Consider the following 24,752-nt stretch of genomic DNA (forward strand, 5'->3'; position numbering starts at 1 on the left):
CCATCGCGCCCAAACCGAACTGCCTGCGGGTCAACATCGCGGTCAGCCTTTCACTGCGCCTCGCATGCCTTCGAGGACGTGGCGTTGCATGAGCATGAAAACGACGACCACCGGGATGATCGAGATGATCGTCCCGGCGGCGAGGGTCCTGACGTCGGTGCCGGTGATCCCGGCCAGATAGGCGATCCCGAGCGCGATCGGGTACTTGGCCGAGTCCTTGAGCACGACCAGCGGCCAGATGAAGCTGTTCCAGACCGAGATGAAGCCGAAGATGGCGAGGATGGCCAGCGTGGGCCGGGCGGCGGGCAGCATCACGTGCCAGAAGATGCGCAGCTCGTGACAGCCGTCGGTGCGCGCGGCGTCCACGATCTCGCGCGGCACCCCGGCGAACGTCTGCCGCAGCAGGAAGATCCCGAACGCCGACAGCAGGCCGGGCAGGATCACCCCGGCATAGGTGTCGGCCAGGCCGAGCTGCGAGACCACGAGGAACCGCGGGATGAGCATGACCTCGCCCGGCAGGAACATCGTGGACAGGATCGCCAGGAAGATCAGGTTCCGGCCGCGGAAGCGCAGCCGCGCCAGCGGGTACGCGCACAGCGCCGAGACCAGCACGTACGCGGGAACCATCGCGCCCACGTAGATGACCGAGTTGAGCAGATAGCGGGGGAACGGGATCGCCGTCCACGCCTCCCTCACCCAGTCCAGGACCGGCGGCCGGGGGATGATGTCGGGCGGGAAGGCGAAGACCGCCTGGTCGGACGGCTTCAGCCCCGACGACAGCAGGATGAGGAAGGGGCCCACGAAGACCAGGGCGATCGCCGTGAGCAGGACGTACATCCCGATGTTGCGTGTTCTCACGACTTCCCCCTGGTGAGGCGGTGGTTGAGTATCGCCAGCGCGATCATGACCACCCAGAGCACGAGGCCGATGGCGCTGGCGTAGCCCATCTCGTAGTGCTCGAAGCCGGCCGACCAGATGTAGTAGCCGAGGGTCAGCGTCGCGTCCTGCGGTCCGCCCCGGGTCATGACGTACACCGAGGTGAAGGCCTGCATCGCGTCGAGCATCTCCATCGTGAACGCGACGGCGATGTACGGGATCATGAGCGGCACGGTGATGCGCCGCAGCCGGTCCCAGGCGGTGGCGCCGTCGACGCGGGCCGCCTCGTAGAGCGAGGTGTCGATGGTCTGCAGCCCCGCGAGGTAGATCATCATGTAGAAGCCCATGCTCTTCCAGCCCTCGACCACGATGAGCGCGGGCAGCGCCCAGAACGGGTCGAGCAGGTACTGGATCGGCTGGTCCAGCAGGCCGGCGCCGGTGAGGATCCAGTTGAGCACGCCCTGCTGGTTGAAGACGTACTCCCAGGCCACGGCCACCGCGACCATCGAGGTGACCACCGGCAGGTAGTAGAGCATCCGGAAGGTCCTGATCCCCGGCAGCTTCTGGTTCACGAGTACGGCCAGCAGCAACGGCAGCACGACCAGCAGCGGGAACAGCCCGATCAGGAACAGCACCGAGTTGAGCGTCGCGGTCCAGAACTTCTCGTCGCCCAGGAGGCGCACGAAGTTGTCCATCCCGACGAAGGCGGGCGGCGAGACCACGTCGTACCGCATGAACGACAGCTGGATCGCGGTGACGGCGGGCCAGACGAAGAAGACCCCGAACAAGGCCAGGGCCGGGAGGGCGAAGAGGTAGGGGGTGTACCACCGCTGTCCGGGCATTGGTAGTCCTAAAGATGGATAACGGCGGGCCAGAATTTTCTGCAGCGTACATAGCCCAGGGATTGACGGCAAGAGCGCGTCCTGTCATTGTGCCGAAAGTAGCGATTAAGGACGGCCACATGTCAAGCAGAAGCTTCTTAGTAGCGGCTCTCGCGTTCTCCCTCTTCGCGACCGGCTGCGTCGCCGGCACCTCCGGAGCCGCGGAAGGCGGTAACGACCAGCCCTTCGAGGGCGAGGTCGAGTTCTGGACGATCAACCTGAAGAAGAACTACAGCGACTACATCAACGGCCTGATCGCCGACTACCAGAAGCAGCACCCCCAGGTCACGGTCAAGTGGGTCGACGTGCCCGGCCAGGAGAGCGCCACGAAGCTGCTGGCCGCCGTGGCCAGCGGCGAGGTGCCCGACGCGGTCAACGTCAGCTCGATCGAGCTGGGCCGTTTCACGCCGTCGCTCGAACCGCTCGACGCCTACTTCACCCAGGGCGACCTCGCCGACTTCCAGCCGAACCTCGTCGAGCCGCTGCGTACCGGCGGAAAGCTCTACGCCGTGCCCTGGTACAACGGCGGCTCGCCCGTCGCCATGTACCGCAAGTCGGTGATGGACAAGGTCGGCTTCGACCCCAGCAAGCCTCCGGTCAGCTACGACGAGGCGCTCGCGCTGGCCGACAAGGTCTTCGGCAAGACCAAGGTCAACGGGTTCAACGCCCTCCCCGACCACAACACGCTGCGCTACTACGGCATCGAACTGCTCAGCCCCGACAAGAAGAAGGCCGTGTTCAACACGCCGCAGGCCACCGAGGTGCTGGAGAAGTTCAAGAAGAGCTACGCGGCCAAGGGCATCGCGCCCGGCGCCGTCTCCAAGGACATCCGCAACCTCCCGCAGACGCTGGAGAACGGCCAGGTCGCCTTCAAGGCGCACGCGAACGCCGCCGAGCTGCTCAACGTGCAGAAGAACGCGCCCGACGTCTACAAGGACCTGCTCGTCACCGCGCCGGTCCAGATGAGCACCGGCGGCAACCTGCTGCTGGCGCAGCAGGCCTTCTCCATCCCCAAGGCGTCCAAGAACAAGAAGGCCGCCGCGGAGTTCATCAAGTACTTCACCAACGGCGCCAACCAGCTGGCCTTCTGCAAGATCGTGCCGATCTACCCCTCGACGGTCTCCTCGACCAAGGACACGTTCTTCACCGACGTCTCCGGCGACGACCCGATGGCCATGGCCAGAAGCGTGATCGTGAAGGGGCTGCCCCAGCTGAAGTACACCCCGATCGGCACCAACAAGGACGCGGAGCTGGGCGAGCTGCTCTCCGAAGAGGTGCGGGCCTTCCTCACGGGTACCAAGAGCGCGAAGGAAGCGCTCGACACTGCAGAGAAGCGATGGAATGACGCACTTGCCTAAGCTCAGAGTAGGGATCATCGGCGCCGGGATCATGGGCCGCGGGCACGCCGAGGTGCTCACCGCCCACCCCGACGTCGAGCTCACCGCGGTCTCGCGCAGCCCCCTGGGAGAGGCGGCCGTCTACTCCGACTACCGCGACCTGATCGCCTCCGGGACGGTCGACGCCGTCTCGATCACCACGCCCGACCACCTGCACGCCGACATGATGGTCGCCGCCGCGCGGGCCGGGCTGCACATCCTGGTCGAGAAGCCGTTCACCACCACGGTCGCCGACGCCGACCGCGCGGTCGCCGCCATCCGCGAGGCGGGTGTGATCGCGATGTGCCTGTTCAACCACCGCTGGGTGCCCGCGTACGCGCAGGCCAAGCAGCAGATGGAGCTGGTCGGCGAGCCCGTCGTGGGGTACGCCCGCAAGGACGACACCATCTACGTGCCCACCGAGATGATCCGCTGGGCCGACCAGACGAGCTGCGCCTGGTTCCTGTCCAGCCACGACATCGACCTGCTCAGCTGGCTCTACGACGACCGCGTGGTGGAGGTCTTCGCCACCGCCCGCCACGGCAAGCTGCGCGGCATGGGCATCGAGACCCCCGACGCGATACAGATCCAGGCCCGCTTCAGCCGGGGCGCCGTCGCCACCTTCGAGTCGGCCTGGATCTACCCGAACACCTTCCCGACCATGGTCGACAGCTACGTCACCGTGGTCGGCGAGGACGGCGTCATCCAGCTCGACCGCCAGAAGGAGAACATCCAGGTGGCCACCGCCAAGGCCTACGCCTACCCGCGCAACATGCTCCAGCGCGTCGTGCACGGCGTGCCCGCCGGAGCCTACCGCGACGCCATCCACCACTTCGTCGACTGCGCGCGCACCGGGACCGAGCCGCTGATCAGCGTCGAGAGCTCGCGCGACGTGACCGCCGTGCTGGCCGCCGCGCACGAGTCCGCCCGCACCGGGCTTCCGGTGAGGCTCGCATGACCGCCTATGTGGAGAAGCCGCCGCATGTGCACCCGACCCGGATGCGCCACATCCCCGACGAGGATCTGCCGGAGCTGGGCCGTACGTGGAGGTGGCGGGCGCCCGTCCCCGCGGGCATGCCGGCGGACGCCGCCGACGACCTGATCGGCATCGAGGTCGACTTCCTGGACAAGGGCCACGGCCGCTCCCGCCTGTACGGTTTCCACTACCTGCGCTGGATGACCCCGCTGATCGCCGCCTACTCCGAGACCGGCGAGCAGCGCTACGCCGACACCTGGGAGCGCCTTTTCCTGCAGTGGTACGCCGACCGCGACCGGGTGGAGGGCGACTGGCCAGGCCTCGACGTGATCTGGTACTCGCTCGGCGTGTGCGCCCGCGGCATGTACCTCACCCACGCCCTGCACGTCTTCGGCACGACCCTGAGCGAGCGGTGCCGGAGGGAGATGCTGAAGACCGTCATCGGCGGCGCGCGCTGGTCGGCCGAGGAGCACGACGAGTTCCGCCACGGCAACTGGCAGTTCGCGACCGTCTGTGAGCTCCTGCACCTGGCCCGCGTCTTCGCCGACCTGCCGGAGGCCGGGTCGTGGGCGGAGGTGGCGCTGGCCCGCATCCACGAGCACTTGGAGCACGACGTATGCGCCGACGGCGGCCACCACGAGCGCTCGCCCGGCTACCACGGCATGTGCCTGGACGCGCTCAAGCGGGCCGCCGCCGTCGAGCCGTCGCTGGCCGCCCACCCCCGCTACCCGCTCATGCACGACTGGCTGGCCGCGCTGACCACGTCGGGCGGCTGGGTGCCGCACCTGCAGGACAGCGGTGTGGTCTGGCCGGTGGACATCGAGCCGCTGTCCGGTCCGGTCAACCTTGAGGCCAGCGGGTACGCGGTGCTGCGGGGCGGCGGCTTCCACACGGTGATCAACTATGGGCCTTATGTCGGGCACGAGCTGGAGCCGCACAGCCACCACGCGGCGCTCGACTTCGTCATCGAGGGATGGGGCGTGCCGCTGGCGTGGGAGGGCGGCGGGCCGCCGTCTTATGACGATCCGGGCTACTACGACTGGTACCAGGCGACCAGGGCGCACAACACGTTGCTGGTGCCGGGGCAGGAGTATGTGGAGGATCGAAGGGCTTCATGCGACCTGTTCCGGATTTTTCCTGATAAACAGGTCTTCGAGGGACATCATCGCGGCTACGAGCAGCGCCACGACCGGCGGATCGTCTTCGTGCCCGACCCCGGCTACTGGGTGGTCTCCGACCGCATCGACGCGGAGGCGATCTGGCAGCTCCACGGCCTGTCGCCCTGGCGCCGCCACGGGGACGGGTTCGTGACGGAGAAGGGTCCCGGGCTGCTGGCCGTACCCCTGGAGGAGCCCGACGAGGTCCTGCACGGGAACGGTCCCGCGCGCATCCCCGACCCCGAGGCCAGGACCGCCGAATACGGCGAGATCCACACCCTCGGACTGCGCCGCGCCGACGGCCGGTTCACCGTCGGCCTCTTCCCCTTCCGCGACCAGCCCCCCACGGTCCCCGACGGTTGGACGGTTCATGCTGATCGACGCTGACGCGATGCTCGGCCGACACCCCCGCAGGGACGTCGGCCAGGGCACGGTCACGCAGGCGCTGGCCAGAATGGACCGTTTCGGCATCGCCGAGGCGCTCGTGAGCCACAGCTGGTCGTGGCTGCACGACCCGCACCAGGGCAATCTCAAGATCGTCAAGTTGACGGAAGGACAGCCCAGGCTGCGCCCCTGCTGGGTGATGCTGCCCGACACCTGCGACGAGACCGCGAACTTCGTCACCTCCGCCCTGGACAACGGCGTCGCCGCCGTCCGCGCCTACCCCGCCGACCACGGCTACGACCTCGCGGGCAAGGACACCGCCCGCCTGCTCGACGCCGTCGCCGAGGCCGGGCTGCCGCTGCTGCTCGACGCGCCGCAGGTCGGCTGGCCCACCGTCGAGGCCGTCGCCGCCGCCCGCCCCGGTCTCGCCGTCGTCGTCGGCGGCCTCGGATACCGCCTGCTCAGGCAGGCAGCGGGCGTGCTCGCCCGCACCCCCAACGTCCATCTCGGGCTGGCCAACCTCTCCTCCCACTGCGGCCTCGAATGGCTCGTCGAGAGGTACGGCCCGCGCCGCCTCGTCTTCGGCACCGGCGCCCCCGCCAGAGACCCGGCCGAGGCGCTCACCCGGCTCCTCTGGTCGGAGCTGGACGACGAGAGCGTGGTCGCCATCGGCTCCGGCAACGTGCTGGGCCTGCTGCGTCAGGAAGCGAGGGCCGCGTGAGCATCGAGACCGCCGTGTGGAGCCGCCGACCCCAGACCGGGGTACGGATCGTGGACGCGCACGCGCACGCCGGGCCGTACAGCCTGTTCTTCATCCCCGAGGCCGGGCCCGAGGCGATGGTGCGGGTCATGGACCGGTGCGGGGTGGCGCACGCGGTCCTGTCCAGCCACCTCGCCATCCAGCTCGACGCCGCCGAGGGCAACGCGCAGACCGCCGAGATCGTCCGGGGCGCGCCCGACCGGTTCACCGGGTACCTGACCGTCAACCCCTGGCAGGATCCCGTGGGGGAACTGGCGCGGTGGGGGGACGATCCGTGCTTCGGGGGCATCAAGCTCCATCCTGACCTGCACGACTATCCGCTCACCGGGCGGCGGTACGCGCCGGTGTGGGAGTTCGCGCAGCGGACCGGGTGCCCGGTGCTGACGCACAGCTATGACGGCTCGCCGTACAACGATCTCGGGCAGGTGGAGGAGGTGGCCGCCCGGCATCCCGGGGCGACCATCCTGGCCGGGCATGCCGGGGCCACGCCGCTCGGCTTCGACCTCGCGATCGAGGCGGCGCAGCGACAGCCCGGACTCATCCTGGAGGTCTGCGGCTCCTTCAACAGCGGGCCCGACATCGTCAGAATGGTGTCGGAGGTCGGAGCGGGCCGGGTGGTCTACGGCTCCGACTTCCCGTTCATCGATCTTCGCATGTCGCTCGGCCGGGTAATCTTCAGTGGCCTCGCCGAGGAGGACCGTGCGGCGGTCCTCGGCGGGACGATGACGCGACTCCTGCAGTGGCGATCCGGACTGGAGAGATAACGATCATGGATCGGTTGCGATCCGAGACACGGTCGAGGGTGGCCATCGGGGTCGTCGGGCCGCCTGACCTGGTCGAGCAGATCATGATGATCGGCGCCGACCTGCCCGCCGCCGCCGACTGGCGGCTGGTGGGCGCGCCGCTGGCCGGTGAGCACGAGACCTACGAGAAGTTCTCCAAGATCGCCGACAGTATCGACGTGGCTCTGTTCACCGGGCCGCTCCAGTACGACCTCGCCCGGCAGGGCGGCGAACTGCCCATGCCGGCCACGTTCGTACCCATGAGCGGGGCCAGCCTTTATGCCGCTCTGCTGCGTGGAGTGCTCGCCGACGGCATCGATCCGGCCAGGGTCAGCATCGACTCGCTGCCCGCGGCCGATGTCGAGGAGGCTTACGGGGAGATCGGGGTCAGCACCGCGGGAGTGCACCTTTCCGAGTACGACCAGCCGGAGTCCGCCCGTGGGTTCATCGGCTTTCACGAGCAGCTTCATCGGCAGGGGGTGACCACGGCCGCGCTGACCACGATAAGGAGTGTGGCCAAGGCGCTCACCGCCGCCGGGGTGCCGGTGCTGCGAATGCTGCCGACCTCCCACACGCTGCGGCTGGCGCTGAACACCGCCGCCCTGCTCGGTACGGGGAGCCGGCTGGAGGAGGGGCAGATCGCCATCGCCGTGGTCGAGCTGGCCGCATCCGCGCGGCCCAGCTATTCGGGGCCCGGTAACTATTGGCAGCAGGAACTGAAGCTCTCCCTTCACCAGTCGCTTCTGGCCGACGCCCGGGTGATGGGGGCCACCGTGGTGCCGCGCGACGAGAACAGCTACGTCGTCACCGCCACGGTCGGTGCGCTCGCACAGGCCACCGACGGGTTCCGGGTCGCCCCGTTCATGGACCGGGTGCGGTCGGAGGCGGGGGTGCCGGTCGAGGTGGGGATCGGGCTCGGCACCACCGCGCGGGACGCCGACGCCAACGCGCTGGTCGCCGTGGAGAAAGCCCGGAATGCCGGGGCGGCGGCGGCCTACATGGTCAGCGGAGACGGGACCGTCCTTTCCCTGCCACTACGGCAGCGTAGACGGGCCGAAAGCGAGCCGGTTACCGCTACCAAGGGGGCCAAGCTCCTGGAACGCCTGGTGGCGGGGCTGGGCGATGGGCCGGAGGCGCTGGTGGTGGATGCCGAGATCGTGGCCGACGTGCTGGCGGTGGCGCCTCGGTCGGCTCGCCGGGTTCTGCAGAGTCTGGCGGAGGAGGGGCTGGCTTGGCCGATGCCACCGGTGAAGGGCTCCCAGGCGGGCCGCCCCCGCCAGCCGTACCGGTTGGTCCGCCCTTAAAGGTCCTCGCTGTCGCTCGGGCGCTTCGTCTGGCCCACCCGTTGCCCATCTGGGTGGTCAGCCAGCTGGACCCCACCCCGGACAATGGTCCTCGCTCCGCTCGGGCGCCTTGATCGAGCTTGCGCGTGTGGTAAGGCACCGCAGATTCCACCGGAGCCACATCGAATCGCCCTGAAGACGACGGGCGGTCACCATGCGTCACCGGAGGTTGTCGAGAGGCGACCCTGGTACCCCTGTCCGGACACGTAGTCGGTAGCCAGGGGAGGGTGCGACTGGGTCGTCGGCGGGCGGCGCGAGCCGTACCTCGACTGACCATGCGAAGGTGACGGGAGCAGCCGGCCAGCGCCGACGGTGTCGAGGTCTCATTATCGGCGTGGGCCGGGGTTAGCAAGCCTGCTGGAGCGGCTGAAATTGGACGTTGAGCCGCACTTCGAGTGCTTGGGCGAGACGTTCCAGCATGGGAATGGTGGGCATAGTGCCTCCCGCCTCGAAACGGGCGACCGCCGGCTGCTTAAGGCCGGCCCGCTCAGCCAGCTCAGCCTGCGTGAGCCCGAGTTCCTCGCGGCGCTGCCGTACCGCCTCCCCCAACTCGAACCGGAGGCGAGCGGCCTCATATGCGGCACCGGCGCCTGGACGGCTCATAATCTCGGCACGTTTGTCGGCCCACGCCTTGCGCTCCCCCATGGCCATTACTCCTTATCTGCCGTGTGCGCCTCAGCGATGCACCGCCCCATGGCCCGCATCGCCCGCTCGATCTCACCAGCTTCACGCATCCGCTGCTTTTTGAACACCGTGAGCAGGATGATCCTCCTACCCGAGGCGATCCAGTACGTGATGCGCACGGCCTCGCGAGAGAGATGAAAGCGAAGTTCCCGGAGCTTGCCCTGCAACTGCCTGGTGTACGGCTCGCCGAGCAGCACGCCCCGCTCCGCCAGAAGGTCGACATAGAAGACAGCCGTCTCCTGATCGTCCTGGCTGAGAGTGTCGAACCACGTGTCGACCTCCGGCTCCAGTTCCACCTCTCCCCAAGTCATAACACGGACGTTATACGGCAGGCAAGTGGGCCGTCCTACGAATGGCGTATAGCCCAGTTCACCTATCCAGCCTCAGCCGCCCGGCCCACTCCGCCGCGGCCAAGCACCCAGGCCCGTTCGCCACTGGCTGCGACGACCCAGCACATCATGTGGCACTCACGGATGAACGTCCGCATCCAACCGTTCGCCCGTCTCTTGGCCCAGGGTCCTGATCGGCTCTCGTCCGGAATGGACTCGCGCGGCGCGCGTCAGCAATCAGGGCCGTCCGGTAGGAGTCAGGCGTCGCCGAGGCGGACGCGGGGCCCGTATTTCCGCAGCAACACCGCGTTGTGTTCGTCGCCGCCCGGTGTGTTGGCTGAGCGGAAGATCGGGGGAGTCTCGCCGGCGGTCAGGTGGTGGCCGACGACTTCGGCCACCAGCATCTGGGCCGCGAGTACGCCGGTGAGGTTGGAGATCGGGCAGATCGTGGTGCCGTCGGGCAGGGGGAGGGCGGCGTCGCCGTACGGGGCGCCGTTGTCGATGGTGACGTGGGCGAGGTCGGCGAGGCGTGGGCCGGACGGCAGGCGGGACGTGTGCGCGCGGGAGGTGATCGCGATGACCTGGTGGCCGTGGGTCACCGCCAGTTGCGCCATTTCGACGATGGCGGCGTTGCCGCCGGAGTTGGAGATGATGACGAAGATGTCCTCGGGCTGGATGGGGGCGAGGGCCCAGATGCGGGCGGCGAGGCCGGGTTCGCGTTCGATCTTCGGGTCGAGGATGTCGGCGGGGGAGGCGTCGCCGTAGTAGGCCACGTCGCGGATGCCGAGCTGGTTGGCGGGGACCAGGCCGCCGGCCCGGCCGACGAGTTCGAGGGCGACGGAGCGGGAGTGGCCGGTGCCGAACGCCTGGAGTACGCCGCCGGCCCGCAACGACTCGTAGATCAGGGCGCCGGCGCGGGCGATCGTGTCCCGTTCCTTGGTCACCAGCCGGTCGACGGCCGACCTGGCGACCTCCGCGTACGCGTCCTGATCGATCACGCTTCCTCCAATAGCTGTCGTGCGGTGTCGGCGAGCGTCTCGGCGCTGCCGGGGGCGACGGCGCTGACGAGCACCTCGTAGTCGGCTCGCCCGTACGCCTCGGCGGTGGGCAGGTAGCCGGGATAGCCGTTGACGTAGCCGAGGACGGCGATCGGGCCGCGCCCGTTCCGGATGTTCTCGGCCACTCCGAGGAACGGCTCGCCGGGCAGCCCGACCAGCCCCAGCGCCCCGACTCTGGCCACGCTCACGTCCACGGTGATGGTGTCGGTGATTGACGGGGTACCGAGGGCTCTGGCGCGTACGCCTTCCAGCCTGCTGCGCGCCAGCCGGGCGGTCACCGGGTCGCCCGCGGCCGTGGCGTGCTCGTAGTCGGCGGCGAGCGAGCCGAGGTCGGCGTCCCGCTGCGCCCGGCGCAGGTCGCGTCGTGCCCGAGCCGTCCCGATCCGGTCGGTACCCGCCCAGGCCCGGTCGCCCGGCTGAGCCAGCAGCTCGACGCAACGGTCGGCGACCAGTCCGCCGAGCCGGTCCAGTTCGGCGGCGTCCTGGCCGAGGCGGGTGAAGCGGGTGCTGACGTTCCCGGCCGCGCCGGTCGCCACCACCACCCACACACCGTCCCCGAGCCGCGCCCGCAACGCCCTCCGCACCGCCCCCGCCAGGTCCGCGCTGACCAGGAGGTTGCTCGCGGGCAGCACGGTCGGATGCACCGGCAGCACCACGATCACCCCGGCCGGCCCGCCGTCCCCTCGCACCGCGATCACGTCCAGCGGCACCGTCCTGGCCGCGTCGGGCCGGCTGCGGTCGGCGCCGACGCCGTGCAACTCACCGCGATGAGCCGTCCCGTCCGCAGCCCGCTCACTATCCACAGCCCTGTGTACGGCGGCGCGCACCGCACCGGAAACCCGCTCCAACCACGGCCCGGGTGTGACCCCGCCCCCGGGCACACACCCGGTCTCGGGACCCGCATGGGTATGGCTGGCCGCCAGCCAGAGCTCACACACCGGCGGGACATCCCCGTCCCGCCCGGCCGGAGGTCCCGCGTGTTCTTCCCGCGCGAGAGCCGCGTGCTCGTCCAGGTTCACGGCCCGGCGGGCGTACTCGGCCAGGTCGGTGTTGATGCAGATCACGTCGGCCACGGCCAGGGCGAAGCGGCGGTCACCGTCGGACCAGGTGACCGCGCTGACCCCGAGCGGGTCGAGGGTGCCGGTGGAGGGGCCGGGGCGGTCGATGTACCCGCCCATGGGGGTGCCGTCGGGCACGGGTAGTTCGGCGAGGCCGTATCCGACTCTCACCGGGCCGCCTCCTGGTGGGTGACGGTGGCCAGGGGCGCGTAGGGGCCGAGGCCGGGGGCGGCGGCGAGGAGGGCGGCGCCGGTCAGGCTGTCACCCGCCGCCTGGCCGATGCGAGCCAGGGGCAGACGGGCACTCAGCTCCGACTCGAACCCTGCTCGCAGCCGTTCGTCGCGGAGCAGGCGTCCGGTCCAGGCGACGGGTACCTCGCCGGTGAAGTGGCGTGCGGCGGCGGCCACGGTGCCCGCCAGCTCCGTGGCCGCCGCGTCTACGATCTCGCCGGCCGCCGCGTCGGTGGTGGCCAGCTCGAACACGTGCGGGGCGAAGCGGGCGATCCGCGCCACCGCGTCGGGTGCGAGGTAGAGGCGGTGGGGCAGCGTGGCGAGATCACCGAAGACCTCCCGCGCCCGCACCGTCAACGGCCCCGCCGGTCCCCTTCCGTCAAAGCCCCGGCAAGCGGCATCCAGCCCCCGCCGCCCGATCCAGAACCCGCTCCCGGCATCCCCGAACAGAAACCCCCACCCATCCACCTGCACAGCCGAGCCGCCACCCGGCCGCTGAGGCCCTTCTGGCCGAGCTGGTGGGATGCCGAGGGCGATCGCGCCGGTTCCGGCGGCCAGGACCACGCCGGTCCCGGCCGGAAAGGCGCCCGCGTGCGAAGTGACCACGTCCGTTGTGATGATCACCCGCCGCGACCGCTCCAGCAACCGCCGAGCCAGCCGATCGGGCGAGTCCAGCAGCGTGGTCAGCCCCAGGCAGACGGTGTCGACACCCTCGGGCACCTCCAGCCGGGCGAGCACGGCGTCAACAGGCGACCCTTCGGCGTACGAGAGCCCGGCCAGTTCCCTGACCTCGCGCACCCGCCCGCGAGAAGCCAGTGCGACCCGCAGCCCGGTCTGCCCGCCGTCGATCGCCAAGTCCATGACACCCCACCCTAGTTACGGTCCAGGCCGAAATCTAGCCCTGCGATACTCCGTGGGCGAACACCCCACATGCCGCCGAAACGCGCTGCGCAATGCCTTCGTGCTCGGATACCCGGTATGCGAGGCGATGACCTCGACAGGCAGCCCCGAACTGGTCAGCAACCGCCGCGCATGCCGTAGCCGCAACCCGGTCAGATGCCGCAGAAACGTGGTCTGCCGCTCCTCCGCGAACAGATGCGAGATATAGAACGGGCTCGCGCACACGGCGGCCGCGACGTCGGCCAGCCGCAGCCCGGGATCGGTGTAGTGGTCGGCGAGGTAGGCCTCGGCCAGGCCGAGGATGTCGCGCCTCGGGGTGGCGGGCAGCAGCCTGCCGAGCCGTTCCTTCAGCCAGATGTGCAGGTAGGAGCGCTCGTGGATGTCGCCGACCGTCACGATGTCCTCGATCGGCAGCCGCGCGCTGGCCTCCACCCAGTCGGTCGAGCCGTCGGCCAGCCGCGCCGGCCCCGCCACGTCCACCACGAACAGGAGCTGGCCGATGAGCCAGTTGCGCAGAATGCGCGGGTCCACGCCGGGTTCGCGGGCGCACCGGTCGATCCACCCGGCCAGCAGCCCGGCGGCGCCGTCGCGGTCGCCGGCCCGGACCCTGCGGGTGAGCTCCTGCTCGATGCGCACCGGCGGCGCGGGGGCCGCGGGGAGGGTGTGCGCGCCGGGCAGCTCGATGACGCGGTCGCCGCCGAGCACGAGCTTGTAGTCGTTGGCCCGCCTGGCCTCGCGCTCGGCCTCCAGCGGACCCGATCGGGGCGGCCCGATGCTCACCGTGGCGGTCCAGGCCGTTTCGCGGACGATCCGCGCTCGTACCTCCTCGGCCAGTGTCGCCGCCTCGGACATCAGCGCGTCGGGGTCGGCGCCGGTGAGCAGCACCAGCCACTCCTCCGGCGGTTCCGGGCGCCACGTGACGCCCGGACGGCAGGTCGCCGCCTCGGCCACGGCCCGCGAGGCCCGCCGTAGCTGGCCCTGCGCCCATGGCCGGCCCTGGGCCTGCTCGGAGGCGATGAAGTCGTCGATGTCCACCAGGGCTGCGACGGCGTAGGTCATGCCCCTACTTTAGGCGGACCGAAATTTGACCGTATTGACAAGCGTGCCGACGCCCTCGACCGTGGCCCGCATGGTGTCGCCGTCCTTGAGCGGGGCGATGCCGGCGATCGTCCCGGTGGCGATGAGGTCGCCGGGCATGAGCGTCATCCCGTCCGACAGGTCGGCGATGAGCCGCGGGATGCCGAAGACCATCTGCTTGGTGTTGGCCCGCTGCCTGACCTCGCCGTCCACCTCAAGCGTCAGTTCCAGCGCCTGCGGGTCCGGCACTTCGTCCACGGTCGCGAGGTACGGCCCCGCCGGCGCGAACGTGTCGAACCCCTTCGACTGGTCCCAGGGGACGTTCCTGGAGATGTTGGCCAGTTGGAGGTCGCGCGCGGTCATGTCGTTGATCACGGTGTATCCGGCGACCGCCTCCTTCCAGCGCTCGGCCGGCAGGTCGCGGGTCCGGCGGCCGATGACCACCGCCAGCTCCACCTCGTGTTCGAGGTGCCGGGTGCGGGCGGGCGCGATCACCGGCTGGTTGTGCCCGGTCAACGCGGAGGGCGGCTTCAGGAACAGCACCGGCTCCGGCGGCACCTCCATGTTGCTCTCCTCGGCGTGCGCCGCGTAGTTGAGCGCCAGGCAGCAGATCTTGGTGCAGGTGGCCACGGGCGGCTCGAACAGCACTCCGGCCTCGTCCAGGACCGGCCGGCGCCGTGCCACCTCCTCGGTGAGGCGGTCGAGGCCGTAGGAGTCCAGGAGCGCGACGGGGTCGTCGGTGCCGAGGTCGGCCAGGCTGATCAGGGCGCCGTCGCGCTGGGCGACCAGCTCGACGGGGGCGGAGGCGGTCCGCCGGATGCGTCCAAGGAACATGGTTCTCACCTCATCAAGCCCATTGGCCGCCCACAAGAACCGAAATTTGCGGTGACGACCCGCTTCTTGCCCTCTTGCTGGTGGTCTGGGGGAGCATCCCCTTTGATGGTCGGCATGAGCCGCACCCTGGACGCCAGCCGCGACCTCTACGCCACCGCCCGGCAGTACATCGCCGGAGGTGTCTCCAGCGACGCCCGCCGTACCTCGGGAGTACCCCTTTACGTCGAGCGCGCGGCCGGCTCGCGGCTGTGGGACGTGGACGGCAACGAGTACGTCGACTACGTCCTCGGCCAGGGCCCCGCCCTGCTCGGACACTGCCCGCCGGAGGTCGTCGAGGCCGTCGGCGCCCAGGTCGCCCGCGGCATCGTCTACTCCGCGCAGCACGCCGCCGAGGTCCGCGTGGCCGAGCGCCTGTGCGCGATGATCCCCTCGGCCGAGCGCGTCCGCTTCAACACCGTGGGCTCGGAGGCCGCGCACGCCGCCTGGCGCCTGGCGCGCGGCCACACCGGCCGCCGGAAGATCCTCAAGTTCGAGGGCCATTATCACGGCTGGCTGGACCCGGTCCTCTACAGCGTGCACCCCGCCGTGGATCTCGCCGGCCCCGCCGACGCGCCCGTCCCGGTCTCCGGTACGGCCGGCCAGCCCGAAGCCGCCGACCTGGTCATCGCCCCCTGGAACGACCTGGCGACCCTGACCAGGATCATGGACGCGCACGCCGGCCAGATCGCCGCCGTGGTCTGCGAGCCCGTGCTCTGCAACACCGGCGCCATCGCGCCCGAGCCCGGCTACCTGGAGGCCGTACGCGAGCTGTGCGACCGGCACGGCAGCCTGCTCATCTTCGACGAGATCATCACCGGCTTCCGCCTGGCGCCCGGCGGCGCGCAGGAGTACCTGGGCGTCACCCCCGACCTGTCGGTCTTCGGCAAGGCGATGGCCGGCGGCATGCAGGTCTCCGCGCTGGCCGGGCGCGCGTTCGTCATGGACTCCATCTCCGGCGGCAAGGTCGCGCACGCCGGCACGTTCAACTCCCAGCCCGTCGGCATCGCCGCCGCCGAGGCGACCCTGCGCATCCTGGACGAACGGCGCGAGGAGGTCTACGGCACCCTGTACGCGAGGGGGCGGGCGCTGATGGAGGGCATCCGCGAGGTCGCGGAGAAGGCTGGCGTGCCGCTGCTGGTGGACGGCCCAGGCCCGGTCTTCCAGACGTACTTCACGGACGCGCCGGCCGTACGGGACTATCGGGATTTCGCCCGCACGGACCGCGCCAGAATGGCGCTCCTACACGCGGCGCTGCTCGAGCGGGGGGTCAACATGGTCCCCAGGGGGCTGTGGTTCCTGTCCACCGCGCACACCGAGGCCGACCTCGCCTTCACCGTCGAGGCCTTTGACGGCGCGCTGCGGTCGCTTCCGCTCGGTTGAGATCACCAGCGCGACGCCGACCAGGATGACGAGGCCGCCGATCATGATCTGGGGCGTGATCACCTCGCCCAGCACGATCGCGCCGAGCGCGACGGCCACGGCCGGGTTGACGTAGGCGTAGGTGGCGACGAGCGAGATCGGCGCGTTGCCCAGCAGCCACGAGAACGCCGTGAACCCGATCAGCGACCCCACCAGGATCAGGTAGACCAGCGCCAGCCACGACCGGGAGCTGACCGCGCTCACGTCGAGCCGCTCGCCGAGCCCGGTACCGAGGATCGCCAGCCCGATCCCGCCCACGAGCATCTCCACGGTGGAGGTGGCGAAGGCGTTGGCCGGCATCGCGATCCGGCTGGACAGGAACGACCCGATGGCCCACGACACGGACGCCAGCAGCACGATCACGATGCCGCCCGTCGCGGCCGCCTCGCCGCCGGTCAGCGAGAGCGCCGCCACGCCACCCAGGCCCACCAGTACGCCCGCGAGCGTCAGGGCCTTGGGCCGGTCGCGCACCACGAACCTGAACACCACCAGCCACAACGGCACGGAGGCGACGAGCAGCGCCGCGAGTCCGGTCGAGATGTACTGCTCGGCCACGGCCAGCATGCCGTTGCCCAGCGTGAGCAGTAGCAGGCCCGCGACCGCGGCGCCGGTGAACTCACGCCCGGTCATCCGGAACGCGCTCTTGCCCTTGCGCAGCAGCAGGAACCCGCCCAGCAGCACCGCCGCGGTGATGAACCGCATGGAGCCGCTCAGCATGGGTGGAAGAGACTCGACCGCGATGCCGATGCCCAGGTAGGTGGATCCCCACACCACGTAGACAATCGCGAGTGCGCCCCACACCAGGAGCGAGGCACGCCGGTCAGTGGCGTTTGCTTGCATAGCTCATGACAATAGCGCCGCCGACCGACATTTTCGGCCTTGGCGGGATATTAGCGATAAGAGGCATCTACGCCACTCGTGGGGTCGCGCGCGGACCGGCAGGATTTCGGACATCGCCCCGAGAAAGGAACCCCGGAGATGTCCGCCGTCACCAGCGTCGCCCCCGCCCCGAACGCCGCCGCCCTCGCCCACTTCGCCGCCCGCCTGGCCTTCGAGACCGACGTCTCCGACGTGGCCGCGGACCTGGAGTCGGGGGCCCCGGGCGTGGTCGTGATCGACTCCCGCAGCGGGGAGAGCTGGGACCAGGGCCACATCTCCGGCGCCCTCCACCTGCCGACCGCCGAGATCGCCACCCGCGCCCGCACCCTGATCCCGGAGGACGTGACGGTCGTGACCTACTGCTGGGGACCGGGCTGCAACGGCGCCACCCGGGCCGCGCTGGAGTTCGCCAAGCTCGGGTACCGGGTCAAGGAGATGATCGGCGGGTTCGAGTACTGGTCCCGCGAGGGCTTCCCGGTGGAGACGTCCGATGGGGTGGTCCGCAACCCCGTGGACGCGCTGACCGCACCGGTCTCGGGCATCGCCTGCGCCTGCTGAGACGGGCGGAGAAGGATTTGGTGCCCCCGTCCGAATCAGTCGATCGGGGGCGAAGAAAACATACCCCACCCGGCCGCAATCAACCCCGATCATCCCCCCGGCGAGTCGCCAAAACCCTCACCCCAAACCCCTAAAACCCCACCACCAGGCAAGCCTCCCAACCCGCCCCACCCCGAAACCCCCGCCAGGCCCCGCGGGCCGGACTCCGCCGTCTCCCAAGCCCGCGTGGACCGGGCTTCGCCTCCGGCCAAGCCCATGGGCGGGGCTGCGCCTCCCGCGAGGCCGATGGGCGGGGCTGCGCCTCCATCAAGCCCACGCGCCGGGGTTCGTGTCCCGCCAAGCCTGTGGGCCGGGCGTCGCCGCCTCCCAAGCCCGTGGACAGGGGCTCCGCCTCCCGTCAAGCCCTTGCGTCGGCTCCTCCTCACCCGGGGCATGGGCCGGGCTTGGGGGCAGAGCCGGGTGGAAAAGGCCGATCCCGCCTCCTGGCCGATGAGCCGGGAGGCGGGATCGGGTTAGGGCCGGTCCGCTGGTGACGGGGGCCGTTGCGGTGGGGACCACGTCCGACGTGAGAAGCGATCCCCCCGATCGGCGCCCGCCGACGTCGGCGGGTGGCGTGGGCGGTGGCGGCGCCGTAGCGGAAAGAGCCCGTCACGGACAGAACGCCAAGCGGCCCCGTGACGGAAAAGGCCGTCACGGGCAGGCCGCACCGAACACCTCAGAGTAGGAAGAAAGACACCTCCAGAAGATCGTCGGGGTCCGCCGTCCGCGAAAGGGGAAGGGGGGACGGCGGACCGTTCAGCGGGGACCGAGCTTTTCCACGATCAGCCGGTAAAGCTGGCGGGGACGGCCAGGCTGTGGAGTGCGGTTGGGCGGGAGCGGCCACGCAAGCCCCTCGTCAACCAACGTGCGCAGCAACCGCCGGGCGGTACGCGGCGTGACGCCGAGCATGCGCCCGGCCCCCTCCGCGTCCACCACTGTGTCCCCGCCCTCCAGCTTGGCCGCCAGCCGTGCCAGGACCTCCACGCCCTTGGGTTTGAGCGTGGTGGATCCCTGCGGCGGCATCCTGGGCGCCGGGATCAGCGCGCGGCCCTCGCGGTCCACGGCGAATCCCTGTGCCTGTTTGCCCGCCTGCGTGCGCGCCAGGGCTGCCCTGGCGTGCGACTCGGCGTCATGCGTGGTACGCCCCATCCCGACGCCCACCTCTACCGCCAGCCCCAGTTCCTCGCGGATCCTGGAGGCGAACGGCAGCACCCTGAATCCGTCTGTCGCGGCCGTGATCGAGCCTCTGGTGGCGGTCACCAGGTAGGCGTGATCGTCGATCGGCCAGACGGTGGCGTTGATCCGGTTCGCTTCCTGGACCAGCAGCCGGTGCAGTGACAGGCGTAGCTCGTCGCGCCAGTAGCGGGGTGCCGCGCGCCGCACGGGTTCGCGCAGCGTAGGCACCTCCACCAGCACCACGGTCAGTTGCGACTCCTCGAGGCGGTGGTGCGCGCCGAGGAGTGCGGCGGTGTGCAACGCTGTGCGCACCGCGCCCGAGGTGGGCCTGATCCTGATGACCGGGACGCCTGCTGTCTGCAGGCGTTCGGCCACTGTGGGCAGGCAGGTCAGGGCGCCTGTGGTGGCGCCCTGCCGCAGCAGACGCTCGTGGTAGGCCGCGATCGTCCCGGTGGCTCCGGGTTCGTCGCGGCTGTGCACATCTGTGGCTGCGATGCCGAGGTCGGTGTAGGCCTCTTCGACCTCGGCCCGTGAGACCACGTCGATGCTGACCCGTTTGGGGTCGATCCGAGTGTCCAGCGCCGCCTTGGCCAAAGCAGCCACCAACGCGCTGCCGCCAAGCTGCACGTAGGTCGCCGGCATGGTCAGCACACCTGATCGCCGGGCCAGGTCGTATGGGACCGGGCTGGCGAACAGGCAGGCGTCCACACCGGGACCCAGCCGTGTCACCTTGTCGGGCGCCTCCTGCTCATCTCGATAGGCGGCGGCCACAAGGCGGCACGGCAAGGGCGCGGCTGCGTGACCCATCAGCATGACCCGCTCGACCAGATCGTGCGGGCCGACCACGCCAATGGTCAGATCCGGTGTCATGGCGCCCGGGCGTGACACTCGGGGAGTTTCTTCGGCCCTCTCGACCAATGTTCGTCCCATCCTGCCGTCCGTTGCAGTGCTCTCTTTTGGAACGATCGCTCGCGGGGGCCGTAATGTCACGCCCGACTTTTCCGGAAAGCCGTTCTGGTTGACCGCCCGGTGGGCTGTTTTAGCAGCTCACAGCGTATTTCACAGGCTTTTTCAGCGTCCTGAAATCTCTCGCGTAATGTCCGCTCCCAGGGCCCGCATTCGCTCGGCGAGATGGGCGTGGCCGCGGTCGATGAGGTATCCGGACTCGATGACCGTCTCGCCCTTCGCGGCCAGTCCGGCGAGAACCAGGGCGATACCGGAGCGCAAGTCATGGGCGGTCACCTGTGCGCCGTTGAGCGGAGTGGCGCCGCGCACAATGGCTCTGCTGCCCTCGACCTCGACGTCGGCGCCCATCTTGTTGAGCTCGCCGGCCAGCGCGAAACGGCCGTCGAAGATGCGCTCGTGGATGTAGCTGACGCCCTCGGCCAGGCACGCGACGGTCATCATCGGCGACTGCAGGTCGGTCGCGAAGCCCGGGTAGGTGTCGGTGATGATGTTGATCGGCCGTAGCGGCTGGCGGTCGCAGCGCACGTGCAGCACGGCGCCCTGCGTGGCGAACTCGACGCCCATCTGCTCCAGCTTGTAGCGCACGACGCCCAGGTCGAGGCCGGTGCCGACGAGGCTGACGTCGCCGCCGGTGAGCGCGGCGGCCATGGCGAACACGCCCGCGTCGAGCCGGTCGGGCATGACCGTGTGCTCGACGGCGTGGAGCTCCTCGACGCCTTCGACGGTGATGAAGCCGGTGCCGCCGCCGCTGATCTTCGCGCCCATCTTGGTGAGCATGTCGATGACGTCGAGCACCTCGGGCTCCAGCGCCGCGTTCTCGATCACGGTGGTGCCCTTGGCCAGGGCGGCGGCCATGATGAGGTTCTCGGTGCCGGTGTGCGAGGGCGTGTCGAGGTAGAGCGTGGCGCCGGTCAGGCCGGAGGCCTTGACGTGGATGACGGTCTCGCCCTCGTCCACGATGGCGCCCAGGCGCTTGTAGCCGAGGTAGTGGAAGTCGAGGTTGCGGCTGCCCAGGTTGCAGCCGCCGACGCCCTCCACGATGGCCTCGCCCAGCCGGTGGAGCAGGGCCGGGGTGAACAGCACGGAGCCGCGGAAGCGCCGCGCGATCTCGGCGGGGAGCACCGGGCTGGCCAGGCTGGAGGCGTCGATGACGAGGGTCCGCTCGGACTCGTGCAGCTCGACGTAGGCGCCGATGGCCTCCGCGAGCTCCACGGCCCGGCGTACGTCCTCGATGATCGGCACGTTGCGCAGGACCGTACGGCCCTTGGGGGCGAGAAGAGCCGCACCGATCATCGGCAGCACGGCGTTCTTCGCGCCCTGGATGAAGGCGGTTCCACGCAAAGCGTTGCCACCGCGCACGCGGTATCGGACCATCCGTGCGGCTCCTCGGGAAGTTATGGGTCGGGCTTGAACGGGCCAACAGTAGCCGCTCGCCACGCCTGCCCCGGCCGAATCACCCGCTAAATGGCGTACCAGTGAGCCGCTCGTATGCCTCGAGATAACGCGCTCTGGTGCGATTGACTACTTCGTCCGGCAATGCGGGGGGAGGGTTTCCAGAGGATTTGTCCCAGCTTGAATCGGGTGACGTCAACCAATCACGGACATACTGCTTGTCAAAGGACGGTTGAGGACCACCGGGCTTCCATTCAGAGGCCGGCCAAAATCGCGAGGAATCGGGTGTCAGGACCTCGTCGGCGAGCGTGAGAACACCGTCGTGGTCGCGGCCCAGCTCGATCTTGGTGTCGGCCACGATGATGCCGCGCTCGCGGGCGATCTCGGCGCCGCGGGTGTAGACGTCCAGCGTGATCCGGCGCAGCTCGTGCGCGGTCTCCTCGCCGACCTTCTCCACGACCTGCTCGAAGGTCATCGGCTCGTCGTGCTCGCCGACCGGCGCCTTCGTGGTGGGGGTGAAGATGGGTTCGGGGAGCTCGGAGCCGTCCTCCAGGCCGGGCGGCAGCCGTACGCCGGAGACCTCGCCCGTGCGCTGATAGTCGAGCAGGCCCGAGCCCGTCAGGTAGCCGCGCGCCACGCACTCGACCGGCACCATCTCCAGCGGCCTGCACACCACGCTGCGCGCGTCCGGGCCGTGGGTCACCAGGTGGTTGGGCACGACGTCCTTGAGCTGCTCGAACCACCACAGCGACAGCTGGGTCAGGATCGCGCCCTTGTCCGGGATCTCGGGTTCGAGTATGTGGTCATAGGCGGAGACGCGATCGGAGGCGACCATCATCAGCAGGCCTTCGTCGGTGACGTAGAGGTCGCGTACCTTGCCGGAGTGCACGTGCTTCATCGGGCGATGTCCGTCCTGTAGTACGAGCCGCGCAGGTTCACCCGCGCGACCAGGTCGTAGGCGTTGGCTCTGGCGCTCGCCTGGTCGGGGCCGGTGCCGACGACGCTGAGCACCCGGCCGCCCGCGGAGACCACCTGGCCGTCGACGAGCTCGGTGCCGGCGTGGATCACGTAGGCGTCCGCGGTCGGCTCCAGCCCGGTGATCACGTCGCCCTTGACCGGATCGGCGGGGTAGTTCTCGGCCGCGACGACCACGGTCACCGCCGCGCCCTCGCGCCAGGCGAGCTCACCGGCCGCGCCGAGCGCGCCGGTGGCGCAGCCGAGCAGCAGCCCGCCCAGCGGCGTGGCCAGCCGGTCGAGGATCACCTGGGTCTCCGGGTCGCCGAAGCGCGCGTTGAACTCGATGACCTTCGGCCCCTTGGCCGTCAGGGCCAGACCCACGAACAGCACTCCCCGGTACGGCAGGCCGCGCCGCCCCAGCTCCGCGATCGTCGGGTGCACGACCTCCCGCATGACCTGCTCGGTGAGGTCGTCGGGCGCCCAGGGCAGCGGCGTGTAGGCGCCCATGCCGCCGGTGTTGGGCCCTTCGTCGCCGTCGTAGGCGCGCTTGAAGTCCTGGGCCGGCCGCAACGCCACCGCGTCGCGCCCGTCGCACAGTGCGAACAGCGAGACCTCCGGCCCGTCGAGGAACTCCTCGATCACCACCCGCTCGCACGAGGCGGCGTGCTCCAGAGCCGCCTCCAGCGAGCCGGTCACCACCACACCCTTGCCCGCGGCCAGCCCGTCGTCCTTGACCACGTACGGCGCGCCGAACTCGGCCAGCGCGGCGGCGGCCTCCTCCGGCGTGGCGCAGGTGCGCGAGCGGGCGGTGGGCACCCCGGCCGCGGCCATGATCTCCTTGGCGAACGCCTTCGACCCCTCGATCATCGCCGCCTCGCCCGAAGGCCCGAAGACGGGGATGCCGGCCGCCCTGACGGCGTCGCCGACGCCCGCGACCAGCGGCGCCTCCGGCCCGATCACGACGAGGTCGGCGCCGAGGCGGACCGCCAGCGCGGTGACCGCCGCCGGATCGGTCGCGGCGACGGGATGGGTGGTGGCGACCTGCTGGACGCCCGCGTTGCCGGGGGCACAGTGAAGGTCGCTGACCTGGGGATCGAGGCTGAGTGAACGGCACAGGGCGTGCTCACGCCCGCCGGAGCCGATGACTAGAACGCGCACGAACCCCATTGTCCCAGGCCCGCGCCGTCCTGACCGCCGAGGGCAGACTTAGGCGGCAGCATGGGGAAGTTTTGTGGAGTTCTGCCGGTTCCCCTGGATCGTTGGCGAGTATCGTCAGCTGAGTTGACCCCCCTGTGGTAAGTTAGGGCGGCTTTGCGGCGTCTCTTGTGATTGGAGGTGGTCCGGGATGAATCCTGGTGATCCCAGCAGTACGTGCTCGTCCACGTACGCCGTGCATACCCCCGACCACTCCAATCCGGCAGCCTGATCGTGCCACCACGCCATTTCCTTGATTGAGGTGACTCTTCACTACGCGTGGGCAGGCCCAGGTCGGGCGGAAAGGGACTGCCATGCGCTCGTCCACCCTTTTCCGTCGTATCAACCGCCACCCCGTCAAGAAGCCCCACGTAGCGCGCCAGCTCACCAAGCCCGTGCGTGAGGCCTGTGTGCCACCGGTCGACTCCATCGTCGAGTACGGCGCCTACATAGGCGGCGAGAAGGTCGTCGCACCGGGCATCGTCGAGTCCCTTGAGCTGGTGCGCGAGCACAACAAGACCGGGTCCAGGGCGTTCGTCTGGGTGGGCCTGCACGAGCCGGAGGCTCCCGAGGTGGAGTGGCTGGCCGAGGTCTTCGGCCTGCACCCCCTGGCCGTCGAGGACGCCGTCAAGGCGCACCAGCGGCCCAAGGTCGAGCGCTACGGCGACTCGCTGTTCCTGGTGCTCAAGACCATCGCCTACCTCGACCACGACGAGCTGACCGCGACCAGCGAGATCATCGCCACCGGCGAGATCATGGTCTTCCTCGGCGCCGACTTCGTGGTCACCGTGCGCCACGGCGAGCACTGCCCGCTGACCGAGGTACGCGACAAGCTGGAGAGCCGCCCCGACCTCCTGGACCGCGGCCCGGCCGGTGTGGTGCACGCCATCTCCGACTACGTCGTGGACCGCTACCTGCAGGTGGCCGACCTGATGCAGCTGGAGCTGGAGGAGGTCGAGGCCACGGTCTTCGCCGACGTCAGCTCCCGCGACATCAACCGGATCTACCAGCTCAAGCGGGAGATGCTGGAGATGAAGCGGGCGGTCACCCCGCTGCAGTCGCCCATGGCGGCGCTGCCCCAGCGGCGGGTGATCCCCTCGGAGATGCGCGAGTACTTCCGCGACGTCAGCGACCACCTCGCCCGCGTGTGCGAGCAGGTGGAGTCCTCCAACGAGCTCGCCAACTCGATCCTCCAGGCCGCCCTGGCCCGCTCGAACACCCTCGCCAACGAGGACATGCGCAAGATCTCCTCATGGGTCGCCATACTGACCGTGCCCACGATGATCGCCGGGATCTACGGCATGAACTTCGACTTCCTGCCGGGCTCGGACCAGATCTGGGGCTATCCGGCGATCGTGGCGCTCATGGTCACCGTCTGCACGTTCCTCTACCGCGGCTTCCGGCGTAACGGCTGGTTGTAGAGCTAAC

At 69.8% G+C, this 24,752-nt stretch carries 22 protein-coding genes and 1 pseudogene; 9 read left to right on the plus strand and 14 right to left on the minus strand.

What is annotated here, in order from left to right; translation table 11 throughout:
* Positions 1 to 42: 42 nt before the first annotated feature.
* Both ACFWYW_RS42720 and ACFWYW_RS42725 read right to left on the minus strand, forming a co-directional pair.
* Positions 43 to 858: a carbohydrate ABC transporter permease gene (locus ACFWYW_RS42720; RefSeq protein ID WP_379611225.1), complete on the minus strand. Its 816-nt coding sequence runs from the start codon at positions 856 to 858 to the stop codon at positions 43 to 45.
* Positions 855 to 1,718, minus strand: coding sequence for a carbohydrate ABC transporter permease (locus ACFWYW_RS42725; RefSeq protein ID WP_379611226.1), 864 nt, complete (start codon positions 1,716 to 1,718; stop codon positions 855 to 857). Before ACFWYW_RS42725 ends, ACFWYW_RS42720 begins: the two co-directional genes overlap by 4 nt.
* A gap of 119 nt (positions 1,719 to 1,837) precedes the next feature.
* Between ACFWYW_RS42725 and ACFWYW_RS42730 the strand changes: the two genes are divergently transcribed.
* The 6 genes from ACFWYW_RS42730 to ACFWYW_RS42755 are packed head-to-tail and all read left to right on the plus strand — an operon-like array spanning position 1,838 to position 8,496.
* The gene (locus ACFWYW_RS42730) at positions 1,838 to 3,115 is read left to right on the plus strand and encodes an ABC transporter substrate-binding protein (RefSeq protein WP_379611228.1); all 1,278 of its coding nucleotides are present in this window, start codon (positions 1,838 to 1,840) and stop codon (positions 3,113 to 3,115) included.
* Entirely contained in the window at positions 3,099 to 4,091 is a 993-nt protein-coding gene (locus ACFWYW_RS42735) for a Gfo/Idh/MocA family protein (protein ID WP_379611229.1), read from the plus strand. The genes ACFWYW_RS42730 and ACFWYW_RS42735 overlap by 17 nt, the downstream gene beginning before the upstream one ends.
* On the plus strand, positions 4,088 to 5,653 hold the full coding sequence (locus ACFWYW_RS42740) for a heparinase II/III family protein (RefSeq protein WP_379611230.1): 1,566 nt from the start codon (positions 4,088 to 4,090) through the stop codon (positions 5,651 to 5,653). Before ACFWYW_RS42735 ends, ACFWYW_RS42740 begins: the two co-directional genes overlap by 4 nt.
* Entirely contained in the window at positions 5,637 to 6,371 is a 735-nt protein-coding gene (locus ACFWYW_RS42745) for an amidohydrolase family protein (RefSeq protein WP_379611231.1), read from the plus strand. Before ACFWYW_RS42740 ends, ACFWYW_RS42745 begins: the two co-directional genes overlap by 17 nt.
* Complete coding sequence (locus tag ACFWYW_RS42750; RefSeq protein ID WP_379611233.1) at positions 6,368 to 7,174, plus strand: amidohydrolase family protein; 807 nt, start codon at positions 6,368 to 6,370, stop codon at positions 7,172 to 7,174. The genes ACFWYW_RS42745 and ACFWYW_RS42750 overlap by 4 nt, the downstream gene beginning before the upstream one ends.
* Before the next feature lie 14 nt (positions 7,175 to 7,188).
* Positions 7,189 to 8,496: a GTP cyclohydrolase IIa gene (locus ACFWYW_RS42755; protein WP_379611234.1), complete on the plus strand. Its 1,308-nt coding sequence runs from the start codon at positions 7,189 to 7,191 to the stop codon at positions 8,494 to 8,496.
* A 384-nt stretch (positions 8,497 to 8,880) separates the two neighbouring features.
* Here ACFWYW_RS42755 and ACFWYW_RS42760 read toward each other — a convergent pair whose 3' ends face one another.
* From ACFWYW_RS42760 to ACFWYW_RS42790, 7 genes are all read right to left on the minus strand, one after another.
* Complete coding sequence (locus ACFWYW_RS42760) at positions 8,881 to 9,180, minus strand: helix-turn-helix domain-containing protein (RefSeq protein WP_379611235.1); 300 nt, start codon at positions 9,178 to 9,180, stop codon at positions 8,881 to 8,883.
* Positions 9,181 to 9,185: 5 nt separating this feature from the next.
* Positions 9,186 to 9,515 (minus strand): type II toxin-antitoxin system RelE/ParE family toxin, encoded by a 330-nt coding sequence (locus ACFWYW_RS42765; RefSeq protein WP_379611236.1) that lies wholly within the window; start codon positions 9,513 to 9,515, stop codon positions 9,186 to 9,188.
* Between the two features lie 290 nt (positions 9,516 to 9,805).
* Positions 9,806 to 10,546 carry a sugar isomerase domain-containing protein gene (locus tag ACFWYW_RS42770; protein WP_379611237.1) on the minus strand — a complete coding sequence of 247 codons (741 nt, stop codon included), beginning with the start codon at positions 10,544 to 10,546 and terminating at the stop codon, positions 9,806 to 9,808.
* Positions 10,543 to 11,835 carry a hypothetical protein gene (locus tag ACFWYW_RS42775; RefSeq protein ID WP_379611238.1) on the minus strand — a complete coding sequence of 431 codons (1,293 nt, stop codon included), beginning with the start codon at positions 11,833 to 11,835 and terminating at the stop codon, positions 10,543 to 10,545. The genes ACFWYW_RS42770 and ACFWYW_RS42775 overlap by 4 nt, the downstream gene beginning before the upstream one ends.
* On the minus strand, positions 11,832 to 12,755 hold the full coding sequence (locus ACFWYW_RS42780; RefSeq protein WP_379611239.1) for a BadF/BadG/BcrA/BcrD ATPase family protein: 924 nt from the start codon (positions 12,753 to 12,755) through the stop codon (positions 11,832 to 11,834). The genes ACFWYW_RS42775 and ACFWYW_RS42780 overlap by 4 nt, the downstream gene beginning before the upstream one ends.
* 15 nt (positions 12,756 to 12,770) lie before the next feature.
* A complete protein-coding gene (locus ACFWYW_RS42785; protein WP_379611240.1) occupies positions 12,771 to 13,853 on the minus strand; it encodes a helix-turn-helix transcriptional regulator in 1,083 nt (360 codons plus the stop codon).
* 9 nt (positions 13,854 to 13,862) lie between these two features.
* Complete coding sequence (locus ACFWYW_RS42790; RefSeq protein WP_379631455.1) at positions 13,863 to 14,705, minus strand: fumarylacetoacetate hydrolase family protein; 843 nt, start codon at positions 14,703 to 14,705, stop codon at positions 13,863 to 13,865.
* Positions 14,706 to 14,819: 114 nt separating this feature from the next.
* On the opposite strand from ACFWYW_RS42790, the pseudogene ACFWYW_RS42795 reads away from it, so the two are divergent.
* Positions 14,820 to 15,971 (plus strand): annotated as a pseudogene (locus ACFWYW_RS42795) (aspartate aminotransferase family protein); the annotation flags it as partial.
* Between the two features lie 12 nt (positions 15,972 to 15,983).
* Here the strand turns inward: ACFWYW_RS42795 and ACFWYW_RS42800 are convergent.
* Positions 15,984 to 17,003, minus strand: coding sequence for an EamA family transporter (locus tag ACFWYW_RS42800; protein WP_379611242.1), 1,020 nt, complete (start codon positions 17,001 to 17,003; stop codon positions 15,984 to 15,986).
* 138 nt (positions 17,004 to 17,141) lie between these two features.
* Here ACFWYW_RS42800 and ACFWYW_RS42805 point away from each other — a divergent pair, with 138 nt between their 5' ends.
* Entirely contained in the window at positions 17,142 to 17,600 is a 459-nt protein-coding gene (locus ACFWYW_RS42805; protein ID WP_379611243.1) for a rhodanese-like domain-containing protein, read from the plus strand.
* A 795-nt stretch (positions 17,601 to 18,395) separates the two neighbouring features.
* On the opposite strand, the gene ACFWYW_RS42810 is transcribed toward ACFWYW_RS42805, so the two are convergent.
* The 4 genes from ACFWYW_RS42810 to purD form a co-directional block, all read right to left on the minus strand.
* A complete protein-coding gene (locus tag ACFWYW_RS42810; RefSeq protein ID WP_184958865.1) occupies positions 18,396 to 19,685 on the minus strand; it encodes a transcriptional regulator in 1,290 nt (429 codons plus the stop codon).
* Between the two features lie 201 nt (positions 19,686 to 19,886).
* A complete protein-coding gene (murA, locus tag ACFWYW_RS42815) occupies positions 19,887 to 21,155 on the minus strand; it encodes a UDP-N-acetylglucosamine 1-carboxyvinyltransferase (RefSeq protein ID WP_379611245.1) in 1,269 nt (422 codons plus the stop codon).
* A 79-nt stretch (positions 21,156 to 21,234) separates the two neighbouring features.
* On the minus strand, positions 21,235 to 22,071 hold the full coding sequence (locus ACFWYW_RS42820; protein ID WP_379611246.1) for a phosphoribosylaminoimidazolesuccinocarboxamide synthase: 837 nt from the start codon (positions 22,069 to 22,071) through the stop codon (positions 21,235 to 21,237).
* Positions 22,068 to 23,288: a phosphoribosylamine--glycine ligase gene (gene purD, locus ACFWYW_RS42825; RefSeq protein ID WP_379611247.1), complete on the minus strand. Its 1,221-nt coding sequence runs from the start codon at positions 23,286 to 23,288 to the stop codon at positions 22,068 to 22,070. Before purD ends, ACFWYW_RS42820 begins: the two co-directional genes overlap by 4 nt.
* Before the next feature lie 350 nt (positions 23,289 to 23,638).
* Here purD and ACFWYW_RS42830 point away from each other — a divergent pair, with 350 nt between their 5' ends.
* The gene (locus tag ACFWYW_RS42830; protein WP_379611248.1) at positions 23,639 to 24,745 is read left to right on the plus strand and encodes a magnesium and cobalt transport protein CorA; all 1,107 of its coding nucleotides are present in this window, start codon (positions 23,639 to 23,641) and stop codon (positions 24,743 to 24,745) included.
* Positions 24,746 to 24,752 lie beyond the last annotated feature (7 nt).

This window comes from Nonomuraea sp. NPDC059023 (genome assembly GCF_042740095.1).
Classification (GTDB): Bacteria; Actinomycetota; Actinomycetes; order Streptosporangiales; family Streptosporangiaceae; genus Nonomuraea.

What these genes read in the sequence shown, in the direction of transcription:
- ACFWYW_RS42725 (WP_379611226.1), bottom strand. Translation starts at nt 1,718, where the DNA reads ATGCCCGGACAGCGGTGGTACACCCCCTACCTCTTCGCCCTCCCGGCC.
- ACFWYW_RS42730 (WP_379611228.1), top strand. Translation starts at nt 1,838, where the DNA reads ATGTCAAGCAGAAGCTTCTTAGTAGCGGCTCTCGCGTTCTCCCTCTTC.
- ACFWYW_RS42735 (WP_379611229.1), top strand. Translation starts at nt 3,099, where the DNA reads ATGACGCACTTGCCTAAGCTCAGAGTAGGGATCATCGGCGCCGGGATC.
- ACFWYW_RS42740 (WP_379611230.1), top strand. Translation starts at nt 4,088, where the DNA reads ATGACCGCCTATGTGGAGAAGCCGCCGCATGTGCACCCGACCCGGATG.
- ACFWYW_RS42745 (WP_379611231.1), top strand. Translation starts at nt 5,637, where the DNA reads ATGCTGATCGACGCTGACGCGATGCTCGGCCGACACCCCCGCAGGGAC.
- ACFWYW_RS42760 (WP_379611235.1), bottom strand. Translation starts at nt 9,180, where the DNA reads ATGGGGGAGCGCAAGGCGTGGGCCGACAAACGTGCCGAGATTATGAGC.
- ACFWYW_RS42780 (WP_379611239.1), bottom strand. Translation starts at nt 12,755, where the DNA reads ATGGACTTGGCGATCGACGGCGGGCAGACCGGGCTGCGGGTCGCACTG.
- ACFWYW_RS42785 (WP_379611240.1), bottom strand. Translation starts at nt 13,853, where the DNA reads ATGACCTACGCCGTCGCAGCCCTGGTGGACATCGACGACTTCATCGCC.
- ACFWYW_RS42790 (WP_379631455.1), bottom strand. Translation starts at nt 14,705, where the DNA reads ATGTTCCTTGGACGCATCCGGCGGACCGCCTCCGCCCCCGTCGAGCTG.
- ACFWYW_RS42800 (WP_379611242.1), bottom strand. Translation starts at nt 17,003, where the DNA reads ATGCAAGCAAACGCCACTGACCGGCGTGCCTCGCTCCTGGTGTGGGGC.
- ACFWYW_RS42805 (WP_379611243.1), top strand. Translation starts at nt 17,142, where the DNA reads ATGTCCGCCGTCACCAGCGTCGCCCCCGCCCCGAACGCCGCCGCCCTC.
- ACFWYW_RS42810 (WP_184958865.1), bottom strand. Translation starts at nt 19,685, where the DNA reads ATGACACCGGATCTGACCATTGGCGTGGTCGGCCCGCACGATCTGGTC.
- murA (WP_379611245.1), bottom strand. Translation starts at nt 21,155, where the DNA reads ATGGTCCGATACCGCGTGCGCGGTGGCAACGCTTTGCGTGGAACCGCC.
- ACFWYW_RS42820 (WP_379611246.1), bottom strand. Translation starts at nt 22,071, where the DNA reads ATGAAGCACGTGCACTCCGGCAAGGTACGCGACCTCTACGTCACCGAC.
- ACFWYW_RS42830 (WP_379611248.1), top strand. Translation starts at nt 23,639, where the DNA reads ATGCGCTCGTCCACCCTTTTCCGTCGTATCAACCGCCACCCCGTCAAG.